Genomic DNA, 23,904 nt, shown 5'->3' on the forward strand with positions numbered 1-23,904 from the left:
GGTGATGGTCGACCTCGCAACGAATCATGGGTGCAGGTTTCTAGATGTGCATGACGTTAATGTGCCGAACTTGAGCAAATCCTGGGCCATCGATTCCCTGCCGCCGCTCCCGCACTACTACAACGGTGACCGCCCAGCCTGCGCGAAATAGCTTCGCGGCCATCTGTAGTGATCAGCTGGCCGCCAGACGGCCATGATGGGCTGCAGTTGCTCACCTAGTGCGAAGAGAAAGGTAGCTTTCAGCACGTCGGATGACAGCGGTCACGCTTCGCTGGCAGGACGTTCACTTGCCTGCCGGGCTCGTTACCTGCAGGGCGAACCGTCTCTCAATTCGGTGCGGTACCCTCAGTAGATAGTTAAACATAGATAGATGAACTGCGGTCTGTCGGTGGAATCCGGTTCGTCGTTGCCGGTCGGGAATGCCCAAGTTAATACAAATCGGTTCTCACACAATTTGACTCTATGGCATTCAGGTTGCGTGGTTGAACTGGCGTCAAACATCAAAAATTTTGATATCACCCGACCAGAGTTTACCCATGAACAAGATATCCCTTCTCCAAGCCACCTTTGGCGTGACCGTGCTAACCGTAGCGTTCGCGTTTTTCTCCGCCATCGCCTCGAGTCAACAAATAAACTCCGATTCAGCCCAGTCGTCCGAGAGCACTCAAGCGATCCCCGGCGCCGACCAACTGCGCGAGCTGAAGCTGGACGCCCCCGAATAAGTAAGGGTTGGGGAAACTTACGACATCTCCGTCACGCTTCTGAACAAGAGGCGTGAGTTTGACATGTCGAGATCGAACTCGAGGCAAAACTCACAGGTCCGATTGAGATTCGAGCCACCAGCCTGACGGAGCCAGAACAATCGAAAAGTAGTAGTCAGTCTTTCGGTCAAAGTGGGAAGTCAGACGAGCAGTATTCGCCGCCAACTGGTTCTGAGGAGAAGTCGTGGACCATCGACAAGCTTCCAGCTGGAAAATCACTTCAGCTGACGATGACAGCAGTTGGAGACGAGCAGAAAGAAGCGGAATGCCGTCTCAGCGTCTAAAACGTTTCGCATTGTACCAAAGAATGTATCTCTCTCGGCCGCCACCAGCTTCATTCAACCCGACCTTGAAATTACTAAGCAAGCTCCGGACATGGCAAGCCTGTGCGACCCGTGTCGAACATCCGAGGGAGAGGAAGCTCTCACTTCGAGTGAGGCGAACGCCCAAACCACAATCGTTGCAGTACCAGCACTACGTGTATCGGTGGTCGACCAACAAGATCCGATACGGGGTGGAGACCAGGTCGTATATAAGATTGTCGTTTTCAACCAAGGGAAGGCTCCCGACAAGAATGTGCAAGTTTCCGCGGAACTGCCTGGCAATCTCGAGTTCCAGCAGGCTAGTGGCGAAACGTCTGCCAGTGCCGACGGGCGGCAAGTTAGTTTTGAGGCGGTCGAACAAGTCATGCCGGGAGAGAAACTCGAATGGAAGCTGATCGCTGCCGCCGAGGGTTCTGGAGAAGCCCTCATCAAAGTTAATGTAAGTAGCGACAGCCTCGAAGGAACTGTGCAGAGCCAAGAGCCCACTTATCTGCTAGGAGAGAGCTCTAATGGCTCTTCTGGCAACTAGTAACTCTCTAGAATCCGTATTGGAGAATTCCACTTATGTTACGCAAGCTATTCTCTCACTCGATTATCACTCTTTCCCTATGCATACCTTTGGCTGGTTGCGAAACAGAGACGGAGGAGACAATCGCCCCAGCTGCCGAATCCAGCGCTCCCCCGGTTTCGGCAGACCCATCGGGGGCCGACCCGGGCGAAACGGACGAGGATGAGATCGACCACGAAGATGTAACGGAGATTGAATAACGGTGCCCTAACGACAGTCAACGGCCGACCGCGTGGTGCAGGGACCAAGTCCTGGTCGCTCAAGGAGGCACTACGGACGTTTGGAATCAAGTGTCTCTCGCCGAATTGTGAGCCTGCCACAAGGTTGGTTGACTCGATCCGAACATCGATACTCCGCACAGCATGCATAAAGCGTATAAAGGCGGAGGGAGAAGTGGTTGCGAATCTCTCCTCGCTGTGCGAAGGTGAACCTCGTGCCCGAATAGCCAGATATGTGACAAGCGGAGATTGGATTGTGGCCAAACCTTCAGATCTCGATGACACGGACGACTACCTTACGGATGACAGGTTTGCGGATTTCTTCTTTGCTCCAGCTGGAACTCAGCTATGGTATGAGTTCGGCGCGGCGTCACATCCTGGTCATGTCCGGCCGAACAACGAGGATCACTACGCTGTAGTAAAACGACGCCGGTCGAGCGAACTGTTGATGACCAACTTGGAAAGGGAAGGTTGTGAGTTGAGCGACGACAGCGTCTACGCACTGATTGTTGCCGATGGCATGGGTGGTGAACGGTTCGGAGAGTTTGCCAGTCGATTGGCGCTGGAGACCATGTTCGACCTCGCCAAACAGGCTACGAGTTGGGTGATGAATTTCACAGACTTTGAAGCCCAACAAATCCGTCAGCGCGTAAGTGCCTACGTCGACAAAATGCAGTCGACTCTTCGAGAATACATAAAGGCCGACCCAGCTCTGGCCGGCATGGGAACCACATGGACCTCTGCGCTATGCCTTGGTCATGATGTACTGGTGATCCATGTCGGCGACTCTCGTGCCTATACATTGCGGCAAGAGGAGTTGAGGCAAATCACTCGAGATGAGACGGTAGCACAAGCCTTGGTGGATGCGGGCAAAGCCCCACCCAGCGTCAAGCAATTCCGCCATTTGCTGCTCAACAATTTGGGCGGTGAACAGGAACATATCTCGGCGCAAATTCACCACGTACGCGTCGACGCAGGCGATCGACTGTTGCTTTGCTCGGACGGACTAACAGATATGGTGAGTGACGCCGAGATTTCTCAGACCTTGCAACGATTTGGTAGACCTCAAGAAGCGGTCGACGAGCTAATTGAATGCGCTCTTCGAGTAGGTGGTAAAGACAACATTACTGTCTTAGTCGCAGCGATAAGCTGAGTGAGTGGTTTCAGGTGTGTCGCCGCGGTGCAACGAGAAACTGAGCGACGGACAAAGCGAATCGGCTGCCGAGATAGAACAGAGTACTGTGGATGAGGAGTCTTGAAAAGGACGGCCTACTTGGATTTGATTTTGTTTTGCGAATAAACCTCAATTCCAGGAGTAAGCCACCGTGGCTGAGAGTACCAGTGCCACGATCGAGTCTCCAGTGAGCCGCCTGGCAATCATGAAAAACTCATCCCCAGTTACTGCAATACGTCATCGGTGCATCGAGTGTGGCTGTGGTGAATACTTAAGCAAACCAATCGACAATGACCCGCACTTGTTGTGCGTTCGACGTCTGACCTACTCCGCACCTTCGCAGTAGAGTTTCTGCATATCGAGTCCTTCTTGCCCGTGATCGGGTGGTATTGCTTACGTCTTGACCAACTTTTAGGTTTCTCGTGAGGTCACAGCATTCGTGCTTTCAGGTATTGCAGTGGCCATAAGTTTGACTTGTCCTCGGAGTATAAGGGCCAGCTTGTCTTGTTGAGCTTAGGTGGGTCACTCTGCTGCATTCAGTGGATGGGGATGCATCTCGTTGTTCCTTCGGGCGGCTTCGTCGCTAAGATGAGTGATCCAGGAAGGAGACCATGAAGATTGGCTTTCGTAACCGCGAGCCGGTTGGACGCCATTGCCCCCCATGACCGGCAGCAAGGCGTCTATCTGCGCTAGCGCAAAACGGGTCGCATTGGGGAGAGCCAATTGGAGCACGACGCCGAGGTTCGCTATGCCGCGGATAACAACTTCCCCGGCGCCGTCTTGGCACGCTTGAATTATCTGATCTGCGGCCACCTCAGCATTCATGCTGACCAGCGGAAGCGAATCGCCAATGCTAAACCAGGTGTATTCTTCGCGGTGGCGTCCCTTGAAGATCGCATTGCGAGGACTGCCGGTCCGCATCAAGCTGGGGCAAGCTGTCGTCACATAGATGCCGTCTTTCAGCAGTTCGGTTCGCAAACCATTGCTTAGGCCTACTTGAGCGAACTTGCTGGCGCTGTAGGGAAGCATGTGTGGGACGGCTCGTTTGCCTCCGAGTGATGCGACATTGACGATCCGTCCCCAGCGTCGCTTTCGCATCGCCGGCAGCACAGCCCACACCGTGTGCAGGACTCCCCAACAGTGAGTTTCCATAGCCTGACGAAAGTCGTCCATGGTCATTGCGTCGAGCGGCCCGACTTGAATGATACCGGCTACATTGAACAGCAATTCGACGGGACCGAAGCGATCGCTGACCAGTTCGACCATCGCATCGACGTCGTCTTTGTTGCGAACATCACATTTTACGGCTAGGATCTCGCCCCCCATCGCCACGAGTTCGGCTTCGGCCGCGTCCAGGTCGACACGGGTGCGGGCGCAAATCGCAACTTTCGCTCCCCGCTTGACCAGTTCACGTGCAAGGATGAGCCCCAAGCCTCTTGCCCCGCCTGTTACTAGCGCGGTACGGCCTTCAAAATCGAAGTGTCGCGTTCTCTGAACAGCTTTCTTGGCGAGATGCACTCCCGCCAATCCGCCTGCTACGATCATCGCGAGTTTTGTCAATCTCATGATTAGCTCTCCAGCTTTCGACTAGGGGGCGAAGTTCGCGGTGCTGGCGACGCACATGGCGCGCCATTTGCGAAACTAAGTAAGCAAAATCACTAACCGTTACTTCTCCTTGGGTCCTCAAGACAACCATGGAAAGATCAAATCTTCGCACCGGAGTCGGCATACTGTCGACCATTGGCCGAACACCTCTGGTCGAGTTAACTCGCTACTGCCCACTAAGTGGTGGTCACCTGTACGCCAAGCTGGAAGCGTTTAATCCAGGGGGTAGCGCCAAAGATCGCCCGGCGAGGTCGATGCTTGAGGCCGCTATGGCGGCGGGGTTGGTGACAAAAGGGACAACGATCATTGAGTCCACCTCTGGGAACATGGGCATTGGCTTGGCGCAGGTATGCCGCTACCACAAGTTACCATTGATCTGTGTCGTTGACCCACGCACGCAGTCGCAGAACCTGGCGATGTTGAGAGCTTATGGAGCCCAGGTTGACGTGGTGACGACGCCCATTCGAGGTGACTTTCTCCACGCCCGGCTGGCGCGTGTATGCTACCTGCTCGAAACAACTCCTAACAGCTTCTGGCCAAATCAATATGCGAACCCCGCCAATCCTCGCGCCCATTGCACGGGCACAATTTCCGAGATAGACGATCAGTTGCAGGGCGCCTACGACTATGTCTTTGTGGCGGTCAGCAGCACTGGCACACTCCAGGGCTGTCAAGAATTGCTTAAATCGCGAGGGCGCCGCGCCAAACTGATCGCGGTGGACGCTTTCGGCAGCGTACTGTTTGGCGGGAGCGCCGGGCGTCGGTTAATTCCAGGGCTCGGAGCAGGTCGAATTCCGCCACTCGCGCGGGAGAGTCGGAATACCGAGGTGCGACGGGTTTCCGATCTCGACTGCGTGATCGAGTGCCGCCGTCTGGCTCACCGTGAGGCGATTCTGGCGGGCGGTTCGGGAGGCGGCGTGCTGTCAGCCATCCGCTCGATGTGGAACCAGCTTGACGGCAAGACTGTTGTCGCCGTATTGCACGACTCTGGGACACGTTATCTGAACACCATTTTCGATGACGCGTGGGTCGAAGCCAACTTAGGGGTGTCCGCCGGGGAACTAGCTTCTCTCGTTCACTCCGATGAGCCGATTTCGATGGAAGCGAGGCAACCATGAGTGCACTTGACCGACGTGGGACGGCCGTAGCAAGCACGCTTGATCGACCGCTCACCCCACTTCGAGTTGCTGTTATTGGTTGCGGCCCCAAGGGGCTTTTCTGCATCCAACAACTGGCGACTCTATTAGAGAAAGGAAATTTCGGACGGCCATTGCAGGTTGCAATTTTCGAACCCGCCGAGTTCCCAGGCGCCGGAGTCGTCTACGACTCACGCCAGCCCCACTATCTGCGGATGAACTTCGCCGCCGAGCACATCCACGTGCGGAAAAGCGAGGCCGATGGATCAAGTCTGCTGCAGTGGCTGCGACAGGAGCACCCCGAGTTTGCCGCCGCGGGCCAATTCGTGCCGCGAGCGATCGTCGGCGAATACTTGCACGACAGCTACCTAACGACGATGAATCGACTTTCAAAGCATGGAACCGTCGACCGGATCAAGGAGCAGGTCCTCGACCTGGTTGACACAGACATCGGATGGCGAGTCACTACCGACAACGGGCGAGGCTATCACGGTTTTGATGAAGTCTTACTCGCGGTAGGACACGAGGGATGGCGTGGCACGGCTACCGACGGGCGACAGATGGGGTCGTTCGACATCTCTCATGTCTACCCAACCGATGTTCAACTCTCCTTGGCAATGGCGCCAGCCCGGAGCTACGTCGCTCTACGCGGTATCGGATTAACCGCTATCGACGCGATCCTCGCTCTTACCGAGGGCCGTGGCGGGGTGTTCCGACCGGGCCAGAAGGCTTGGCATTATCAGACTTCTGGGAATGAACCTGCGCGAATCTACCCGTACTCGCGCAGCGGACGTCCGATGCTCTCCAAGCCGATGGCTCGTCAGATGTCCGTGTCGAACCTGGAAGAAATGTGGGAGTATCACTCAGGCAGACTAGCCGCGCTAGCACATCTTCGTCCCCTTGGTTTTAGCGATGAGATCTGGCCCCTAGTCGAAGCTGCCGCCGAGGCCGCGTTGCAGGCCGTCGGCGGATCGGGGGCGGCGGAGTGGTTCAAGTCATGGCTGCATTGCTGTCCCAGTGGCGATGAACTCCGTAATCAGATTTCTGCCTCGGTCGAGGTCGCCACCGGAAAGAAAGAACCCGACGCTGCGTGGGCGATGGGCGAGGCTTGGCGTCGTTTGTACCCGACGCTGGTCGGCTTAATCAGCCATGACGGCCTGACGAAAGGCTCGTGGCCTCACTTTCGCACCTTGGCCGCCGAGATGGAACGCATTGCGTTCGGTCCGCCGGTAGAGAACTGCCGCAAGTTTCTATCACTCGTCGATTGCGGATTGGTAGATCTGGAATTTTTGCAAGGGAACGTAGCTTCCCACGAGTCGGGATTTAGAGAACTACGGACCAACTGTGGATGCCGAATCGTGAGAATCGATCGCCATATTAACGCCGTTCTGCCCAGTCCCGCGTCGTCAAATCCCCACGGACCGCTTCGTTCGCTCGCACAGCGCGGTAAGCTCGTGCCCCACGCTAGCGGCTGCGGCTACCGGATAGACCGCCTGGGACGCCCCGTTACCGCCACAGGCCAAACCCTGTGCGGCGTGACGCTCGTCGGGCGACCTACGGAAGGCGCAGTCTTAGGCAACGACACATTGAATTCCGAGCTGCACGATGGACCCAGCCGTTGGGCGAGTAACATTGTCGAGCAGTTGCAACGGGTTGAGAGGAGTACGCTGTGAGCGTAAAGATTGCCCTTCCGCAGGAGAATGCACCTGAACTCAACACCGAAGAGCCGCGCGATGGTTGCTGTGGCGTCGTGCCGCTTCCAGGACGCATCGCCGATTGGATGCGGATCCTCCTGCAAGACGAAAGCCTGCACCCATTGGTGGATCAGTACGGTTCGCCACTGAATGTCGTAAACATCACGCCCTTCCTTACCCATGCTGCAGCGCTCTCGCGAGTCGCCGCCGAGCGAAGCGTGCAATTTCGCCCATTCTTCGCTAGGAAAGCCAATAAATGCCTCGCATTCGTGGATGCCGCAGTCGATGCCCGACTCGGACTCGACTGTGCGAGCAGCCAAGAGATTCAGCAGTCGCTGTCACGCGGAGCGAGTCCAGGCGACATTATTTGCACGGCCGCGGTCAAAGGTGCCGATCTGCTGAAGCTTTGCGTTTCAGCGGGCGTAACGATCGCTATCGACAACTTCCAGGAACTAACGGCGGTCGACTCTCTGCTCAGGGAAGAGAACTCAACTGCTGAGCTGGCACTGCGCATCAGCGGATTCAGCCACCAGGGAGAGAAACTCCATTCGCGGTTTGGCTTCGACATTGATCAAATCGACGAGTTGCTGAGCTTCCTCCAAGAACGTCGGTCGAGCCGGCGAAGCATCGCCGGGCTGCATTTTCATTTGGATGGCTATTGTGCTTCGGAGCGCGTATCGGCGATCCGACAGTCGCTTCCGCTTGTTGATTCGTTGCGACGTGCCGGCGAATCTGTCTCGTTTCTTGACATCGGCGGCGGACTTCCTGTCTGCTATCTCGCCAACGAGGCTGACTGGGCCCAATTTTGGCAGGAGCATGAACGCGCGATCACGGCGAAACGCGGGGAGGTTACATATCGCAACGATCCCTTGGGCCGCTTCGTCCACGGCGACCATGTGCTGGGGGAGCCGCGTATCTACCCGTTCTACCAGCAGCCCACGCGAGAAGCTTGGCTCGCCGCGATTCTCGACACTGAAATCGATGGTACATGCATCGCTCGGCAAGTGAAGTCACGCGGCCTTGAATTGCGGTGCCAGCCGGGACGGAGTTTACTGGACGACGCCGGGCTGACCGTTGCCCGGGTGGAAGGCGTCAAGCCACTCTGGGGCGGCGACATTGCGGTGCTGCTGGCCATGAATAGTACGCAGTGCCGTACATCGAGCGTCGACTTCTGCGTCGATCCGGTGTTGGTCGAACACAGAGGCAAAGGTCGCCATCTCACTCAGCCTGGCCACCAAACCGGTTACCTGTTTGGCGCTTACTGCACCGAATCGGACCTGATTATCAAGCGGAGATTGCTTTTCCCGCGGGGGATAGGAGTTGGCGATTTAGTCGTGCTGCCTAACACCGCCGGCTACTTCATGCACTTCTTCGAGAGCCGCTCGCATCAGTTCCCGTTGGCAAAGAATGTCATCTACGACCCAGAGTTCCCCGAGATGCTCGGTCTCGACAAGATCGACGAACTACCAAGCGAAGCCACTCAATGATTGTCAAACCTTGCGAAGAAGGGTGGATTGTGATCTTCCAGCCGGCTCACGGATTGCTGGCGGCGAAGGTAGCTAGCGAGTCTACCGAGGAGCGTCGCTTCCCGTACTGGTTCGAGATGATCATCAATCTGATTTCAGGGGTATTGACTGTTGTATGGGACCGGGCGGCACAGGTTTTGCTTTGTAGTTGCTCGCCCACCGTCGCGTCGTCATGGTGACTTTAACCATTCCCTTAGGAGAGCCCGGATGCCGCACTCTTGCAGAGAAGGCGAGAGAGTGAAATGGAAGTGGAGAAACGATTTTGGACATGGGAGCGTGAAAAGTCGTTTCAACTTGAGGGTCGCCCGCAAGGTTGACGGCAGCGATATCACTCGGGACGGCTCAGAAGAGAATCCGGCCTGCTACGTCGATGGCGACGATGGTGGAAGCGTGCTCAAATTGAAAAGCGAGCTGGAATCGGCGTATGGCTGACTCAAAGCGAAAAAATAGAGAGGTTGCATACTCCGGTCGGTACACCGTCGTAGACCGAGTTCTTTGGAGGGCAACCAATCCCGCGTAATCGTTGAACGAGCGAAACTTGCTGGTCCGTGAGCTAATGGCCGCGCGTCGGGCGGTGAAGGCAGTGTTAACTGCGATTGGGCTTCGGTTCGTCCGGTAGCGTGTCCATGCAGCGAAGGTACAGTTGGAAGAGCGGGGACCATTGTGGTGGGAAGACGGACAGCCCGATTGGATCAGGTAAAAATCGCTCTACTCGCCATACGCCCGGCTGCACCGGCGATCCATGCCCGCCGATCCGAGCGAAGGCGTGATAGAAGTTCTGAAAACTTGACGATCGAGGAGAGGTCATGATGGCTGAAGAAGTGAAACTTGTTGATCCGCGAACACGATACGCTCAGCCTCCGTACGATCAGCAACAGCTTATCGACATGCCCGGTCATACTGGCGAGATGAACCCGCGTCCAGATCATGGGGAGGAATCGTACCGAGGCGCCGGGCTGCTGACTGGACTCACGGCCGTGGTAACGGGAGCCGACAGCGGAATTGGCCGCGCCGTGGCCCTGGCCTACGCCCGCGAGGGGGCGAGCGTCGTCATTGGTTATCTCTCGGAAGACACAGACGCTGATATTACTCGCAAGCTCGTGGAAGCAGCTGGAGGCAAGGCTTTGTGCATTGCTGGCGACCTCACCAGCGAATCATTCTGCGAGAAGCTGATTGGCGATGCCGTACAGCACTTCGGCAAACTCGACATCCTCGTCAATAACGCTGCATACCAGGTGACGCGGGAGGAGATCGACGGTTTCTCGACGGAAGTGTTCGATCGGATTCTCAAGACCAATGTGTACGCCCCGTTTTGGTTGTCGCGAGGCGCTCTTCCTAAGCTGTCTTGCGGGGGCAGCATCATCAACACCGTATCCATTCAGGGTTACGATCCCTCTCCGGAGTTGCTTCCCTATGCCGTGACAAAGTCGGCCTTAATCGGCATGACGAAGGGGCTGGCGAAGCTGGCGATTGATCGCGGGGTCCGTGTCAACGCTGTGGCGCCAGGGCCGGTTTGGACGCCACTGATTCCGGGCTCGGTAGACGAGGAGAAAGTTCGGCAATTTGGCTCCAACACTGTCTTTGGCCGCGCAGCGCAACCCGCAGAACTGGCTCCACTCTACGTTTGGCTCGCGTCCCCCTCGGCGAGTTATGTCACCGGGGAGGTTTTTGGCGCGACCGGGGGGCGGACCCCCGTTTAACTGCTTTTGTGCGCGGCAGAGGATGCGCATGAACACACCGCTGCTAGCCTTGAGTGCTCCAGATGGACTGAGAATCATTCTAGTGTTCTGTCAGTCTTGATCTGAAGGATGAATTCTGTTCAGATTCCGGTGAGATTCTAACATCCCGGCAAGGAGGCTGACGATGGCAAAAAAGTATCGCGTGACTTTGGAGCTAGCGGAACGTGATGAATTGGAGGCCTTGCTGCGTCGCGGCAAGGCCGATGTTCGTCGACTCAATCATGCCCGAATTCTCCTGAAAGCAGATGAGTCGAAGTGGGGATCGTTCGCGCTGCGGCGCTGCGGAGTAGTGCCTTGAGTTTGGCGAAGGCCAGCGCGATCGGGTTGAGGTCGGGGATGTAGAGCGGTAGATATTACAGTCTCGCGCCAACCACTTCAATCGCTTCTCGAACCCCGCTCGCTTGTGACTGGAGAGATTGTCGAGAATGTCGGTGTCGCCGGGACGAAGGGTCGGTACCAAGTGCTGACGCACGTAGGCCAGGAATACGTCTCCGTTCATCGGGCCATCCACGACCAGCGGGGCTGTGATGCCGGTGGCCCGCAACGCCCCAACGAAGGTGGTGGTCTTCCAATGGCCGTGAGGAACCTTTGCCACGACACGCTGTCCGCGAAAAGCTGTATTAAGCACTACATCACCTGCCTGGAAAAACGCCATGAGCTGGCCAAAGACGCTTAACTCTCCTTGGCCCTAGCCGGCGTATCGACAGATGCCCAGATCCAAAACGGCGCCACACGAAAGGGAGAAAATGGCGGCAATTCTTGCTATTGGGAAGCCCAGGCTCGTTTTCTGATGCATGTGTTGTGGATATGCCTGCTGATTCGCCGGCGTACACGCGTGGGGTTAGAACGTCGCATTGTGATGCCTCCTTGCTGAGGATAGGGTTGTGCAAATACCATCCGAGCAAGCGAGGCCTTCTTTGGCGACATCACTTTGAAACTAATGCGTGGCATGCAGTACTGCGATAGCGAAGCTAGGCATCTAGCTGCAAAGAGGTTGTGCGTTTCTACGTGCCATTCGTTGCATCGTCCGACACGGTTTGCGGATTCTGCAAATTGCGGGAAGTGTCTTCGCCACAAACCGACCGCTGCAGCTACGGTACCCAGACTGGAGGTCGCCCATTCGCTGCAATTCAAAGCACCTCTATGGAGACTGGTCAATCCGCTGGTATTAGTCCAGCCGATAGATCAGTGGCGACAGTGAGTCAGGGGCGTCGCCGCCACTACCGCGATCCGCTTTCTGGAAGTCGCCGTTGCGGAGCACTTCCATTCGATTGCTGTCGCCCATGCTGATGATGGGAAACGTCTCAGAGACGTCGCTACTGAATTTCGCTCCAAAACCCTGGTCCGTGCCATCTTCGAAGTCGAAAAGAAGAGTTTGTGCATTAGCGGTGGCAGCAAATATTGCAATCACTGCGTACGTCGCCAGCATCATTTGTGTTCTGCACATCGTTTCATCACTCCCAACAAAGAGACCGCTCGGCAGCAGAGGAACTCGTCGATGCACTGGATGCCGTCAATATGACATTTTTGGATTCGGTGTCACTTACTACAAGCACGGAAAGCGACTTATGTACGCCTAAGGTGCATTGCCTACCGCCAGCCCCAAACCTCCGCGAGAGCCACGTCCACGGCTGCTTCGTGCTTTGACTTGATAGCGGTACTACCTGTCCAGGTTCGGGTAGTGCTTGCTGTCGCTATCTTCCTCACCTCAGGTTTGGACTGCACGGCGGGCATCTCGGTGCCGAACCAATTGTTTGGGAGCACGACGGACGTTTCTTCTTTCCATTCCATGTTGCTATGGTCGACGATCTTCAATCCAGGGTTCACCTGGAACGAAGCGCCCGCGCTCAGGCAGAAGTAGATGCGGGTAAAGTCGGTGAGGGTGTGATACCAACCGTAGGGGTTGTAGAGCCTCACGCCGATGATGTTGTCATCGCCGTCCTTCAGAACGCTGTCCACCATATAAATGTGTTGACCACGACGGAACGTGCTTTGATTGCCGTCAACATTGGGGTCGTCGAGCTGAAGCGGCGTGTTGTCGCTGACTCCTGAACGGGCGCCAGTGTAGACCGCCTGACCTTCGGCGAGTTGATTGTCCATCCACTGCAACAGGCTGAGAGCGCCTGCCTCGACGGCATCGGCAAACGGTCCCGCAGGTGAACCGTTGGTGTGCCAATCGATCACTTGTTGAGCATCTACGCCGTCCTCGACCTTGTAGCTCATCTTTGCCAGATTCAAGTGATCCTGGACGGTTCCGTTGCCGGAAGCGATCGACGCGTACGTCCCTTGCATTTTGCGGAAGAAGCAGTATGCCTTTTCCACAATGGCAACCCACATCGCGTTGTCATTGCCAAGCTTGGCGTACCGCAGGGTGCCGTTATCGGTGACATACAGATCGGCGTCGACACGGACGTACACCTCCTGTCCGCTGTCATAGAACCGGACTGCATAGGTGCCATCGCCCAAGTCAACCACCATCTGCTCGATATACTCTGGTTTCGCACGAGCAATGGCCGACAGTGTGGTCATGAAGTAGCAGTCGCCGACCGATCCCTGCTTTACGTCGTCATTTCTCGGACCGCCTTCAGCGAACAGCGGGTTTGAAGAGAAGTTCTCTAGATGCAACGGAACATACTTATCAGGATCGGAACTGTAGATGGCAAGCGGATCGGTGAGATTGCCACCATTCAGCTGTTTCCCGACGGGCGCGGATGTATCACCACCATCAAAGCTGTAGCCCATAAACTGGTCGATGGTGTGGATATTTCCAGCGTCGATTTCGGTGCTCGAAGCGTCGCTCACCACCTCACTAGTATCAATCCAGTAGCCATCGGTACCGGTTCCGCCCGCGAGGATGGCCAGACCGCCGCCGATGCTCACCAGGACATCGTTGTCGCTGCCACCGTGGAGGCTGTCGCTGCCCGCTCCGGCGTAGAGTGCGTCGTCACCCGACCCGCCGTTCAGGCTATTGTTACCGCCATTGCCCCAAAGCCTGTCGTTACCGGCATTGCCGTTCAGCGTGTCGTTGCCACCGCCGCCGGACAACAGGTCATTGCCCGCGCCGCCGTTTGCCGTCATGGGGATGTTGGTGTGGTTATAGACTTCATCATCTCCTCCGTACCCCCAGACGTAAATGGCCGCCGGACTACCCGGTATTACTTGAGTTTCGGTGACCACGAAGGTTCGCTCACCTTCGACCATCTCATAATGGCCAAGCGATACCATGGTCAGAACCACGGGCGGAGTATTGAGGTCCACCTGGGAAACGCTCTGGGAGACTTCCACCTTGTCATCTGCCTCACTCCCATAGATGTTCAGTGCCCCGTTCTGTTGATCATAGCCAATTCCCGTTGCCACTTGCGCATGGGGCGCATGATAACTCGTATCGTCGTTCGTGGTCGGGAGGGACGTGGCGGTGGCCGCAAATGCCAGTCGTTGTTCCAGGTCCTCAAAGCCGTGTTGGAGAGTACGTCCGGCGCACGGTCGATGCTTGCGATTCTTCATCATTTTCTCCTATCGCTGTACGAGACCGCCCTCGACATATCGCATTTCCGACTCGACAAAAGGGGAATGCGATAAATCGGGCGATGAAGGGCAAGAGTCCCTGCCTCGGTGCTACCTGCTGGCAGCACGGCGTTATGATTTCGCCGGAATCACTTACGCTGTACTCGTCCGTCTGTTACAGCGACGGGTCGGCTGAAAGAAAAACTTTCGCCCAAGGCAGACCACGGCGTTGCGGCCGACAGGAAGGGCTACGGGTATTGTCCAGCCAAAACGACTTTTCCGGAGCCAAATCTCGACGAGGCGAGGTACACCGACGCGTCTTGCGCGGTTTTCTTCCTGGACGCGGATGCATCGTCGGCCAGCTCGAAGGAATCGGCGTTCGGCGCAGCGGTGGTGGTCACCGACTGCAGATCAGGGGCAAGCAAGAGCGTACTCAAATGGATGACGCCCGCCGAGCCGTGACAGACCAGGAAACTGACCCATGTGGAACCGCAGATTGGTCCGTGCGCAAGTAGAGGCACTCACAGGGTACCAAGGCATTTCGCTAAGTCGCATAGGCGCCCGTTCTCGGAGAGCAGAGCGTCTCGCCCCGAGAACAACGGTGGGCGATCAACCGTGCGACGGCGGCCCGGCAAGAAGGGTCTGCGCAAAGCAACTGGCCAAGAAAGACCCGCAGAGTTACCAGCGGAGTGTAGATGCGATCCTTCCGAACGCTATCGATTGCTTTCAGTGCTGGCGCTATCGTCCCCAGGGAAAGTACCTCCGCAAACGGCAGATCACCGACTTGCAGAAACTGACGTCTCCGAAAATTGATCTGTTGTCGGATCGATCCATGGTTACCATCCCGCATCGTAAAGCCTCCTTGCCGTGATGGGTTGTGACAAGAACCATCTGAGCAAGCGAGGCCTTTTTCGCCTATCTCTCTTCAGGCAAACAATTTAGCTAAATCTAAGTGCCATTCGTCTCGCCACCTCTGCAACTATCTTAGTTCATCGTACTCTCCGGTCTGCGGCGTTCTGCAAGTTCACCCGCTATCGAAGGATAGGCACTGTCCCCGGACTGCAGTCTAAACATCAACTGCACGCTTTCGGCATCGCGAACTGAGCAAGCCCAAGCTCATCATACCGAGCAACACAATCGAAGCAGGTTCGGGAACATACGTGTACCTGACTGTGACAAGACTTGGACTCTCCCACAATCCGTCCGGAGCCACAGACAAGTCGTCGACAAATTCATTCAGCACTAATGTCAGGATTCCTTCAGGGGCAGTGAACGATAGATCGAAAGTATCTTCTGTCCCAGGGATTGGGATCATCGTGATGTCTTCGATGCCGCCACTGGAATACGAAGCAGTGCCGGAGAAATCATCGCCGCCAAACATGGGGAAACCAGCGGGGTTGACGATGTATGAAGAATGAAAATCTATCGAAGCGTGGGACAACCAACTCGGATCGTCGGCCGTAATTGTGACGTCCCAACCTACTCCGATGATCACCGCGTCTTGTCCGCCAGTTCCCAGATCGATCATCAAGACTTCGTCGTCGAGAGGGTCAGCGCCACCTGTGGGCAAACCACTGATATCGATGTCCCTAGTGCCCGTCAAATGCGCTTGCGCCACGCCGGTGATTGCCAGAAAAAGAAGTGTAGTCCTACTTACAGTGGTGGTAGTATGATGTAATTCCATCTCGACTTTCCATTTTTGAAGTACGTGGATGCGAGGTAAGTAGCTACACTTTGTCCCAATCAATATGGTCGCTAGGGCTACTGTATAAGCGTTGATTTGCAGGGCGAGCACACCACCGACTCTGGACGAACCCAATCTTTCCGGTTTTCGATCTGTGAAGATTGTCTGAGGGGCCTTATCAGAAGCGTTTGGCTTTCCCGTGGCGAATTGCGGAAGTCCCTGCGGCAAGACCAATGCACAGCAAAACGCCACTGCAGGGCTCAGGAACGGGTGCAAACGTGAACTCAGTAATGATTCCGCCGAACTCGAGCACTGCGGTAGTCCCTTCTGCTGGACCAGCAATCCATTTCGTCGTCAAAGTCGGATCGGGCACCGCGACGTTGTCCGCCGGGAGTTCCGAAGCCGAAGAGATTATGAAATCCAGTAGCAGATTTCCTTGACTTGGATCGTATAAAAATGGGTTCGTCAGCTCAGAGATGATTGTGAATTCCATGGGCCCGCCAGGAGGCCCAACAACTGGGTACTCGATCGACATCGGATCGTCGTTCTGTGCCACTACTTGTTCGTCTGGACCGACATTCTCATCGAACGTCGAGCTCATGTTGCCAACCGTCTTCTCGGTTGTCGACAATCTGAACAGCACGCTCTCGGAAGAAACTATGAACGACTCGGATTGGCTACCATTTGGCCGCCACGCGAACTGCGTAATCAGGTGCGGTCCCGCGAGTGAAAAAAAATCGGAGGCCTCGTAGAGGATTTGCCCGCGAAATGAGCCTTCCGACCCAGGGATGGTGGGTAGGTCATTTTGTGACTCCATGTCAGCGAATTGGCTGGGAGAGACGAGTTGGATCTGCTCACTTAGGGCGCATTTCGGTCCCACAAAGAATGCAACCAAAGCGGTAAGAAATCTAAAGCCGTACAGATGATTCGAACATGCCATTTTTCTAAGCCTTTCTGAAATGGAGGAGCGGTACATTCGAAAGTGCCAGCTGTGAGGCGTCGTTCGTGATGTTGAGCCGCCATGCGACTGACAGGGCCGCACAGTGTATAATGCGACGTTGCAGATGACGGTGTCCGAAGAAAGTCGGAAGATCCTAAATATGTCTGAAGCACGTAAATCTAAGAGAACTGATCTAACCCAGTTGCTACTGCAGGCGGAAGAAGGAGACCCCCTAGCTGCGGAGCAACTGTTGCCGACCGTTTACGACGAACTTCGGTTCTTGGCGAGCAGTCGAATTAGGAAGGAACTGCCGGGACAAACGTTAGCTGCAACTGACCTGGTCCACGAAGCCTATTTGCGGCTCATTGGCGGTGGTCAATCCTGGGAGAACCGCTCACACTTTTTCGCCGCTGCTGGTGAAGCGATGCGACGCATCCTCGTCGAACGCGCTCGGAGAAAGCAGAGGATCAAGCATGGCGGGCAAGTGCAACGCGTACCTATGAATGATGACCTGCTCAAGTCTGGGCAGTCTCCCGACGACCTGATTGCTGTTGATGATCTATTGGATCAGTTTGCTGAAAAACACCCCACGGAAGCCCAGATCGTCAAACTCCATTTCTTCTCCGGGTTCAGTATCGCAGACTGTGCTAAGGCGTTAGGGATCGCCCGCAGCACAGCACACGAGCGTTGGAGGTTTGCACGAGCATGGCTACATCGCGAGCTGCAACGCTGAGTCCGCCAAGCCTGCCCACCCGGTTTATCCCTGCATTTTTAAAGCATGAATATCGCCCGTGATTTTTTCTGGATTCAAGCCTCGAAAAAAACGCATTAGATATAGCTGCGCAATAGTGCAGAAAATCCAAGGCACTTTTTGTAATCTCTGAAGTCTTCTCAATGTCCGACTTAAAAGAATTCGAAAAGGCCATTTTTCGTGTCGCGCTTTCCTTAGACGACGCGGAACAGCGGGAGCAATTCCTAAACAACGTTTGTCGCGACAATGACCTGCTTAGACGTGAAATCGAATCTCTGCTGGCTGAAGACGCCCGTGCCGAAGGCTTCATGGCGATGGGAGTAGACCCCCTCGGGGAAAGCATCGATGTGACAGAAGATTGGCACGAACAGTCAACAAGCGAATCCATTGGCCGCTACAAATTGCTACAAAAAATTGGGGAAGGCGGTTTTGGCGATGTCTACATGGCTGAACAAACCGAACCGATAGTCCGTAGAGTTGCCTTGAAGGTCATTAAGCTGGGCATGGACACCCGGCAAGTGATTGCTCGCTTTGAGGCGGAGCGACAAGCTCTCGCCATGATGGATCACCCGAACATCGCCAAGGTGTTTGATGCGGGGGCAACCAGTCAGGGGCGTCCCTTCTTTGTGATGGAATTGGTCCATGGCCAACCTGTCACAGAATTCTGTGATAAAAATCGCCTTAGTACGGAACAAAGACTTCGGCTCTTCGCGAACATTTGCAATGCGGTGCAGCACGCACACCAAAAAGGAATTATCCACCGCGACCTGAAACCGTCTAATGTACTCGTCTCGCAGTCGGACGAAGGGCCGATACCCAAGATCATCGACTTCGGCATCGTCAAAGCAACTCAGCATCGCTTGACAGACAAGACCCTATTTACACGGTTCGAACAGTTCATCGGCACACCGTACTACATGAGCCCGGAACAGGCCGACCCGAGCCGCTCGGATATCGACACGCGTAGCGACGTCTATTCTCTCGGAGTTCTGCTCTATGAACTACTGACAGGCAAAACGCCGCTTGACCAGAATGCGATCCGCGGCGTCGGTTTCGATGAAATACGACGCCACATTTGTGAGGATGACACTCCAGCTCCCTCCACACGGCTCGCAGTATTGAGCCAAGCGGAAAAGACGACGGTCGCAGCGAATCGGGACGCCGATCCAAGATTCTTGGACTGTATCTTGCGCCAGGAATTGGATTGGGTGGTCCTGAAGGCGCTAGAGAAGGATCGCACACGCCGTTACCAGTCAGCGTCCGAATTGGAGGACGACGTCAAAGGATATTTAAAGGGAGCGCCCGTGGCTGCGGTTCCTCCGACGACGATGTACATCTTACAAAAATTTGCCCGTCGGCACCGCGCACTTTTGACTATGGCAGCAGCGATCTCCATGATCCTGATCCTGGCAACCCTGGTGAGTACGTGGCAAGCGGTTCGCGCGACCAACGCGCTTCAGATCTCAAGACGGGCTCGCGCCGAGCTGGCACTGGACAAGGGGCAGATGCTTGGCGACCAAGGCGATGCCAATCGCGCACTGTTGTGGATGGCAAGGAGTTTAGAACTTGTTCCTGAACGTGCGCCAGAATTGGAAAGGGTGATTCGCGTAAATCTTGGAAGCTGGCAGGACCGCGTCAACCGTGTTCTTCAGTTGTTAGCTCCGTCTGGTCGCGTCGATGCAGTTGCTTTTGCGCCGGATGGCAACACGGTTATCACGGCGGCCCGTCAGGAGAACAATGGCGTTCTCATTCAACAGTGGAATCGTGAAAACGGCCATTGCAAGGAGACGATCGAACACCTTGACGGTCGAGTTCTGGCGCTGGATCTTTGCGACGACGCGAGCATGTTGGCAGTTGGTTATGCAGATGGACGAGTCGAGCTATTTAATACCAAATCGAGAGAGGCCACTCCCCTTAGTAGACAGCGAGGGTTCATCACCAAGGTGCTCTTTAGCCCCGGCGGCTCGCGGCTCTTGGTGGCTAGCGGCCGTCAAGTAATAACGGAACTAGAAGGGGCAAACGAACACACACAAGCCTTGCAAGGCAAGGGATTCGTCCAGCTTTTCGACACCGCTACGCACCACCAGGAATTAGCCGATCCTCTCGCAATGGGAAATCTTGTCTGGGCTGCTGACTTCGCCAAGGACGGGACCTGGTTCGCCGTGCATGCCGGTCCGTATGCCATGCCAACAAAAGGAAACATCAGCTTTTTCAAGATGAGCGGTGAGGCTTACCGGCCGTCACTTCAGATTCCCGTCTCAGCAATGAGCATAGCCATCAGTGGCAACGGCAAATACTTGCTTACTGGTGATTCCACTCAATGCGCCCGCCGCTGGGATTTAGATACAGGCGAAATCATTGATGAATTTTCCAGCGATGGTCCCATCTCCGTTGTCGCCTTTAGCCCCGTCGACGAGGATATAGTCTTATCGGGATCTTTTGACGGATCGGTGCGGCTCTGGAATGTACGTGATGGCCGTCAACTCGGCCCATCAATTAGAAACAAAACTTTAATTCGCTGTGCCGGCTTTAGTGAGGATGGGAAAGTTCTCTATTCTGGATCAATGAATGCCGTTCAGCTTGTGGCCCCTGCCGATGCATCAGGCACTCTAACTAGCCCCTCCTATGCCCCAAAATACCCGCTTGCGTTCGATTTCCCGCGAAATGCAATCCTCGTACGAGATCAGTTCCGCCTTCAATTAAGAACGGCACTTACAGGACAAGCCATCGGAGAGTCCCTGCCATGGAAAGGTCCGGTTATTCAAGCAGCGTGTGACACGGAGTCTGCACGTGCAGTCATTATCGGGAGTACTGGAGTCGCCACCTTGTGCAATTTGGAGTCGGGCCAACCGATCGCCAAGCTTCTTCGCCAAAGAGAACCTGCGTTTTCCACAGCAATTAGTGCTCAGGGGCTCGTTGCAGTTGGCTATTTCGATGGTGTAGTTAAGCTGTTCGACGCGCAAACAGGAACTCCGCTGGATCAAGAGTTTGCGCATCGTTCCCATACAGGACCGGTGTTCTCTATCGATTTCCACGGAGATCTGATGCTAACGGGCGGAGCGGATGGATTTGCGCGGCTATGGAACGTGAAGACCGGCCAAGCCATTAATAAGTTTCTCCATCCTACTTTTTGCATCGCAGTGTTTAGTCCAGATGGGTCGCGCATCGCGACCTCGGGTTCTGACCAAACCACAAGAATTTGGTCCTCGACAGGGAATTTGATCTCTGCGCCGCTACGTCATCCCTCCCAAGCAACTAGGCCCGCATTCTTTGCGGATGGTGAGTTATTGGTCACCGGGTGCTTAGACGGTAAGGCTCGCTTCTGGGACGTCGCAACCTCGCGTCAATTGGGACCAGCCATTGTTCACACTAAAGACATTGACAAAGGCCCGTTTGTCTGCGTCGCATTTTGGCCAGACAACCACAGTATGGTCACCTCAACTGGACTAGGCTACATAGTCTTACCAAGTCAAGCAACGCCCGCCATCTATCACCGGATTCCAACCCCATTGAAGGGAAATGTGAACGATGTAGCGCTTTGGGCAGAAACGATCACTGGCATGACACTTGACGAAAACGGCATCGCAGATGTTCTAAGCGTTAATGACTGGCGGCAGCGCCGCGAGCAATTGACGCAGCGCGGTTTTCTCTCGCGCCAGTCGGCCGAATGAAGTCCAAAAGTCGCTGAAGTAGTAAGGCATCGATGGACGGTATTCTAATCTACCTCGTGTCATCATCAATGAGGTGCAACACTTTCATCCGTTCATCTTGCCTGGAACTTGCCAATGTGGATCGCTAACAAGAGGACTGATGAACCGGCATTACTTCAAGTGGTTCTGTGGTCTTGCCTCGGCACGTTGATCGCACAGATTCGGCAAAACGGCAGTCTATTCTTTCCTTGGCCGCGGCTCGGTGAAGGTCAACTTGGAACGACGCTACCAGTGCTGGAGCGGCTTCGACAACAGTCGCATTGTGTCGTACCATGATGATCAACATCCCGCTGATCAAAAAGCTGGCACTCCGGCGAACTGACCGAGGTGGCAAATCTAGGACGCGACCGCTGCACGTTAGCGTCCGGCGCAACTCCGGTCGGCTGGTCCATCCGCTGTAGCTCGGATGTCGCGTTTGAGTTAGCTCGTTCACTAGCCGGAAAATGGAAGCCGACGCGTCGTAGCACGCCCGCGGCAGAGCTGAGCCGCCGAACCCCGTGCGATTGCAAATTCGGGGATGCGCACAAATCGCCATGCCTTTGTAGTTTGGAAACGTGCGACTTCAACAGCGGAAGGAGTTTGAACTGAGCTGGCTGACAGAATGTGTCGGAAGTTTCAGAAATTGGAGTCGTAGTGTGCGCAAAGACGAGGAAAACGCTTCGCATCCCGCTGATGAACTTTGTGAACAGTGGTCTGCTTCAGGCCCCCAAGAAGAGTGGCTGTGCCCCGCGATGAAGCTGGCAAAGGCAAACTTAACTTGTGGACTTTGCGGTGATTTTCAAAGAGTCTTTTTTTATTAATTCCGGAGTTAGCTTATTGCTTTGCCTCACTAGCAACGCTATAGAAAGAATTGGGGGCGACAGGCGGTCGACTTCTCAAGCCAAAAATTGCAACCGCTCCCAGCTCATTCCATCTCGCCTTGCGGGGCTTCTGTTCGTGACAGGGGGTTGTCATGGGACGCATCTCTACGCGTCGTCGGCTGCGGAAATCGGTACGCAAGTATTCTGACCGAAAGCGAGGCGTTCGTCCTCGGCGACTTGCCTGCGAGTCGCTTGAAGATCGCCGCTTACTTGCGACCTACGACTTTACATTCACTGGCGTCACGGAGATCGTAAACGATGCCGTTTTCACCAATGACGAAATCGTTTCTGCAGCTGGAAGTGGAAACATTCACTCGTTTGTGCGCATCCAAAACACGGGTACCGAGCAAGGCTACAATACAGATCGTGGTGGCGATTTCGGAACGGCGATTCCGGCTCAGTACGATGAAGGTGCATCAGCGACCTTCAATCGTGCCCTTCAATTGTCGAGCATTCCAGTTGCAGTGATTGATGGCGTAGCCTATCGCGAGTTTCTCCTGGACATTAATCAAACGAACGCCAATCCCCTTCTGTCGCTAAACGAAGTTGAGGTCTACACATCGAGTGTTCCACTCAGCGAGCACATATTTACCGATGCCTCAGGGCCAACGGGTACTTTAATATACGACCTGGACTTTGATGAAGACAACACCATCGCTCTCAACTATGAGCTCGAAGCAGGAAGCGGTCGCACCGATCTTTTCGTGTACGTACCGAATAACCTTTTCGGCGATGACACTGAGTTTGTGACTTTGTACAGCAAGTTCGGCGAACCACAGCCAACGAACGACGGGTATGAAGAATGGGCGGTGCGTGCACCGGGAGCTTTGCACAGTGTTGCTGGTACGAAGTTTCTCGACATAGGTGGTCTAGCAGCAGATGGCATTTGGGATCCCGATGGAGCAGATGACGTATTGGGGAACGCCGACGACGAAGTGGGACTAGAAGGCTGGACAATTTATATCGATGAAAACGGGAACGGCACGTTCGACGTAGGCGAAATATCCACGACCACGGATGCGGACGGAAACTACACGTTCAACAACCTAATCCCAGGAATCACTTATACGATTCGAGAAGACAGCGATAATCTACCAGCTCCGCCAGAGAATTTCTTCTGGTCGCAGACTTTCCCGATGGAGGGCGACAACTACGAACATGTGGTAACCATAGGCGAGACGGACGTAACAGACTTGAACTTCGGCAACACTCTGATTCAACTCGTAACCTTTGGGTCCTTTGTCGTTGAAAAATACCATGACTTGAACGCCGATGGCGACTATGAAGACGGCGCTGACCCGGGACTGGATGGCTGGAATGTCGAGCTTTACGTCGACACGAACGAGAATGGTGTCCTGGACGCGGATGAGTTCTCCGAAGGTCCTGTTGAATCTCGAACAACGGAAAGTGGCGGTTTTGCCGACTTCCTCAACATCCAAGAGGATCGGTCCTACATCCTCGTGGAAGAAATGCAGGATGGCTGGCTCGAGAGCCCTGACCAGAACACCACGGTGGTGAACCCGAACGATTACGGCGGATACGGTCGTTACGGATACGCTTTCTACTTCGATGCTCCATCGTCAGCTGCCAACATACGGTTCGGCAACTACCAGGTAGCGACAAAGAGTGGCTACAAGTACCAGGACACGGACGCCAGTGGCGATCTGTCGGCCGGTGACGTCGGCCTGGAGAACTGGGAGATCACCCTCAG

Annotated in this window: 18 protein-coding genes and 1 pseudogene; 13 read left to right on the plus strand and 6 right to left on the minus strand. The window is 55.1% G+C overall.

Annotated elements, in window-relative coordinates; all coding sequences use genetic code 11:
* The first annotated feature begins 536 nt into the window (after nucleotides 1-536).
* The 4 genes from NG895_RS20955 (at nucleotide 537) to NG895_RS20970 (ending at nucleotide 3,023) form a co-directional block, all read left to right on the plus strand.
* Nucleotides 537-722 (plus strand): hypothetical protein, encoded by a 186-nt coding sequence (locus NG895_RS20955; protein ID WP_252854488.1) that lies wholly within the window; start codon nucleotides 537-539, stop codon nucleotides 720-722.
* Between the two features lie 414 nt (nucleotides 723-1,136).
* Nucleotides 1,137-1,613 carry a COG1470 family protein gene (locus tag NG895_RS20960; protein ID WP_252854507.1) on the plus strand — a complete coding sequence of 159 codons (477 nt, stop codon included), beginning with the start codon at nucleotides 1,137-1,139 and terminating at the stop codon, nucleotides 1,611-1,613.
* Nucleotides 1,614-1,648: 35 nt separating this feature from the next.
* Entirely contained in the window at nucleotides 1,649-1,852 is a 204-nt protein-coding gene (locus NG895_RS20965) for a hypothetical protein (RefSeq protein WP_252854489.1), read from the plus strand.
* Nucleotides 1,853-2,126: 274 nt separating this feature from the next.
* A complete protein-coding gene (locus tag NG895_RS20970) occupies nucleotides 2,127-3,023 on the plus strand; it encodes a PP2C family protein-serine/threonine phosphatase (protein ID WP_252854490.1) in 897 nt (298 codons plus the stop codon).
* 543 nt (nucleotides 3,024-3,566) lie between these two features.
* On the opposite strand, the gene NG895_RS20975 is transcribed toward NG895_RS20970, so the two are convergent.
* Nucleotides 3,567-4,610: an SDR family NAD(P)-dependent oxidoreductase gene (locus tag NG895_RS20975; RefSeq protein ID WP_252854491.1), complete on the minus strand. Its 1,044-nt coding sequence runs from the start codon at nucleotides 4,608-4,610 to the stop codon at nucleotides 3,567-3,569.
* Between the two features lie 128 nt (nucleotides 4,611-4,738).
* Between NG895_RS20975 and sbnA the strand changes: the two genes are divergently transcribed.
* From sbnA to NG895_RS21005, 6 genes are all read left to right on the plus strand, one after another.
* A complete protein-coding gene (sbnA, locus tag NG895_RS20980) occupies nucleotides 4,739-5,767 on the plus strand; it encodes a 2,3-diaminopropionate biosynthesis protein SbnA (protein ID WP_252854492.1) in 1,029 nt (342 codons plus the stop codon).
* Nucleotides 5,764-7,458, plus strand: a complete 1,695-nt coding sequence (locus NG895_RS20985) for an FAD/NAD(P)-binding protein (RefSeq protein ID WP_252854493.1) — start codon at nucleotides 5,764-5,766, stop codon at nucleotides 7,456-7,458. Before sbnA ends, NG895_RS20985 begins: the two co-directional genes overlap by 4 nt.
* A complete protein-coding gene (locus tag NG895_RS20990; protein ID WP_252854494.1) occupies nucleotides 7,455-8,966 on the plus strand; it encodes a type III PLP-dependent enzyme domain-containing protein in 1,512 nt (503 codons plus the stop codon). Before NG895_RS20985 ends, NG895_RS20990 begins: the two co-directional genes overlap by 4 nt.
* Nucleotides 8,963-9,184 carry a DUF3891 family protein gene (locus NG895_RS20995; protein ID WP_252854495.1) on the plus strand — a complete coding sequence of 74 codons (222 nt, stop codon included), beginning with the start codon at nucleotides 8,963-8,965 and terminating at the stop codon, nucleotides 9,182-9,184. Before NG895_RS20990 ends, NG895_RS20995 begins: the two co-directional genes overlap by 4 nt.
* Before the next feature lie 28 nt (nucleotides 9,185-9,212).
* On the plus strand, nucleotides 9,213-9,437 hold the full coding sequence (locus tag NG895_RS21000) for a hypervirulence associated TUDOR domain-containing protein (RefSeq protein ID WP_261361661.1): 225 nt from the start codon (nucleotides 9,213-9,215) through the stop codon (nucleotides 9,435-9,437).
* A 377-nt stretch (nucleotides 9,438-9,814) separates the two neighbouring features.
* The gene (locus tag NG895_RS21005; protein WP_252854497.1) at nucleotides 9,815-10,705 is read left to right on the plus strand and encodes an SDR family oxidoreductase; all 891 of its coding nucleotides are present in this window, start codon (nucleotides 9,815-9,817) and stop codon (nucleotides 10,703-10,705) included.
* 254 nt (nucleotides 10,706-10,959) lie between these two features.
* Here NG895_RS21005 and NG895_RS21010 read toward each other — a convergent pair.
* From NG895_RS21010 to NG895_RS21035, 5 genes and pseudogenes are all read right to left on the minus strand, one after another.
* Nucleotides 10,960-11,354, minus strand: a pseudogene (locus NG895_RS21010) (transposase); the annotation flags it as partial.
* A gap of 558 nt (nucleotides 11,355-11,912) precedes the next feature.
* Nucleotides 11,913-12,191 carry a hypothetical protein gene (locus NG895_RS21015; RefSeq protein WP_252854498.1) on the minus strand — a complete coding sequence of 93 codons (279 nt, stop codon included), beginning with the start codon at nucleotides 12,189-12,191 and terminating at the stop codon, nucleotides 11,913-11,915.
* Between the two features lie 143 nt (nucleotides 12,192-12,334).
* Nucleotides 12,335-14,248: a C2 family cysteine protease gene (locus NG895_RS30495; protein ID WP_279676583.1), complete on the minus strand. Its 1,914-nt coding sequence runs from the start codon at nucleotides 14,246-14,248 to the stop codon at nucleotides 12,335-12,337.
* Nucleotides 14,249-15,314: 1,066 nt separating this feature from the next.
* Nucleotides 15,315-15,932 carry a PEP-CTERM sorting domain-containing protein gene (locus tag NG895_RS21030; protein WP_252854499.1) on the minus strand — a complete coding sequence of 206 codons (618 nt, stop codon included), beginning with the start codon at nucleotides 15,930-15,932 and terminating at the stop codon, nucleotides 15,315-15,317.
* A 178-nt stretch (nucleotides 15,933-16,110) separates the two neighbouring features.
* Nucleotides 16,111-16,908 carry a hypothetical protein gene (locus NG895_RS21035; RefSeq protein WP_252854500.1) on the minus strand — a complete coding sequence of 266 codons (798 nt, stop codon included), beginning with the start codon at nucleotides 16,906-16,908 and terminating at the stop codon, nucleotides 16,111-16,113.
* Between the two features lie 124 nt (nucleotides 16,909-17,032).
* On the opposite strand from NG895_RS21035, the gene NG895_RS21040 reads away from it, so the two are divergent.
* The 3 genes from NG895_RS21040 to NG895_RS21050 all read left to right on the plus strand — a co-directional run.
* A complete protein-coding gene (locus NG895_RS21040; RefSeq protein WP_252854501.1) occupies nucleotides 17,033-17,605 on the plus strand; it encodes an ECF-type sigma factor in 573 nt (190 codons plus the stop codon).
* 161 nt (nucleotides 17,606-17,766) lie between these two features.
* Nucleotides 17,767-21,294 carry a serine/threonine-protein kinase gene (locus NG895_RS21045; RefSeq protein ID WP_252854502.1) on the plus strand — a complete coding sequence of 1,176 codons (3,528 nt, stop codon included), beginning with the start codon at nucleotides 17,767-17,769 and terminating at the stop codon, nucleotides 21,292-21,294.
* A 991-nt stretch (nucleotides 21,295-22,285) separates the two neighbouring features.
* A partial coding sequence (locus tag NG895_RS21050; protein ID WP_252854503.1) for a hypothetical protein occupies nucleotides 22,286-23,904 on the plus strand: 1,619 nt, incomplete at its 3' end.

Source organism: Aeoliella straminimaris, assembly GCF_024054565.1.
In the GTDB taxonomy this organism is placed as follows: Bacteria; Planctomycetota; Planctomycetia; order Pirellulales; family Lacipirellulaceae; genus Aeoliella; species Aeoliella straminimaris.

Bases quoted from the DNA above. Each gene is read 5' to 3' on its own strand.
- NG895_RS20955 (WP_252854488.1), top strand. From the start codon at position 537: ATGAACAAGATATCCCTTCTCCAAGCCACCTTTGGCGTGACCGTGCTA.
- NG895_RS20960 (WP_252854507.1), top strand. From the start codon at position 1,137: ATGGCAAGCCTGTGCGACCCGTGTCGAACATCCGAGGGAGAGGAAGCT.
- NG895_RS20965 (WP_252854489.1), top strand. From the start codon at position 1,649: ATGTTACGCAAGCTATTCTCTCACTCGATTATCACTCTTTCCCTATGC.
- NG895_RS20975 (WP_252854491.1), bottom strand. From the start codon at position 4,610: ATGAGATTGACAAAACTCGCGATGATCGTAGCAGGCGGATTGGCGGGA.
- sbnA (WP_252854492.1), top strand. From the start codon at position 4,739: ATGGAAAGATCAAATCTTCGCACCGGAGTCGGCATACTGTCGACCATT.
- NG895_RS20985 (WP_252854493.1), top strand. From the start codon at position 5,764: ATGAGTGCACTTGACCGACGTGGGACGGCCGTAGCAAGCACGCTTGAT.
- NG895_RS20995 (WP_252854495.1), top strand. From the start codon at position 8,963: ATGATTGTCAAACCTTGCGAAGAAGGGTGGATTGTGATCTTCCAGCCG.
- NG895_RS21000 (WP_261361661.1), top strand. From the start codon at position 9,213: ATGCCGCACTCTTGCAGAGAAGGCGAGAGAGTGAAATGGAAGTGGAGA.
- NG895_RS21005 (WP_252854497.1), top strand. From the start codon at position 9,815: ATGGCTGAAGAAGTGAAACTTGTTGATCCGCGAACACGATACGCTCAG.
- NG895_RS21015 (WP_252854498.1), bottom strand. From the start codon at position 12,191: ATGTGCAGAACACAAATGATGCTGGCGACGTACGCAGTGATTGCAATA.
- NG895_RS30495 (WP_279676583.1), bottom strand. From the start codon at position 14,248: ATGAAGAATCGCAAGCATCGACCGTGCGCCGGACGTACTCTCCAACAC.
- NG895_RS21030 (WP_252854499.1), bottom strand. From the start codon at position 15,932: ATGGAATTACATCATACTACCACCACTGTAAGTAGGACTACACTTCTT.
- NG895_RS21035 (WP_252854500.1), bottom strand. From the start codon at position 16,908: ATGTACCGCTCCTCCATTTCAGAAAGGCTTAGAAAAATGGCATGTTCG.
- NG895_RS21040 (WP_252854501.1), top strand. From the start codon at position 17,033: ATGTCTGAAGCACGTAAATCTAAGAGAACTGATCTAACCCAGTTGCTA.
- NG895_RS21045 (WP_252854502.1), top strand. From the start codon at position 17,767: ATGTCCGACTTAAAAGAATTCGAAAAGGCCATTTTTCGTGTCGCGCTT.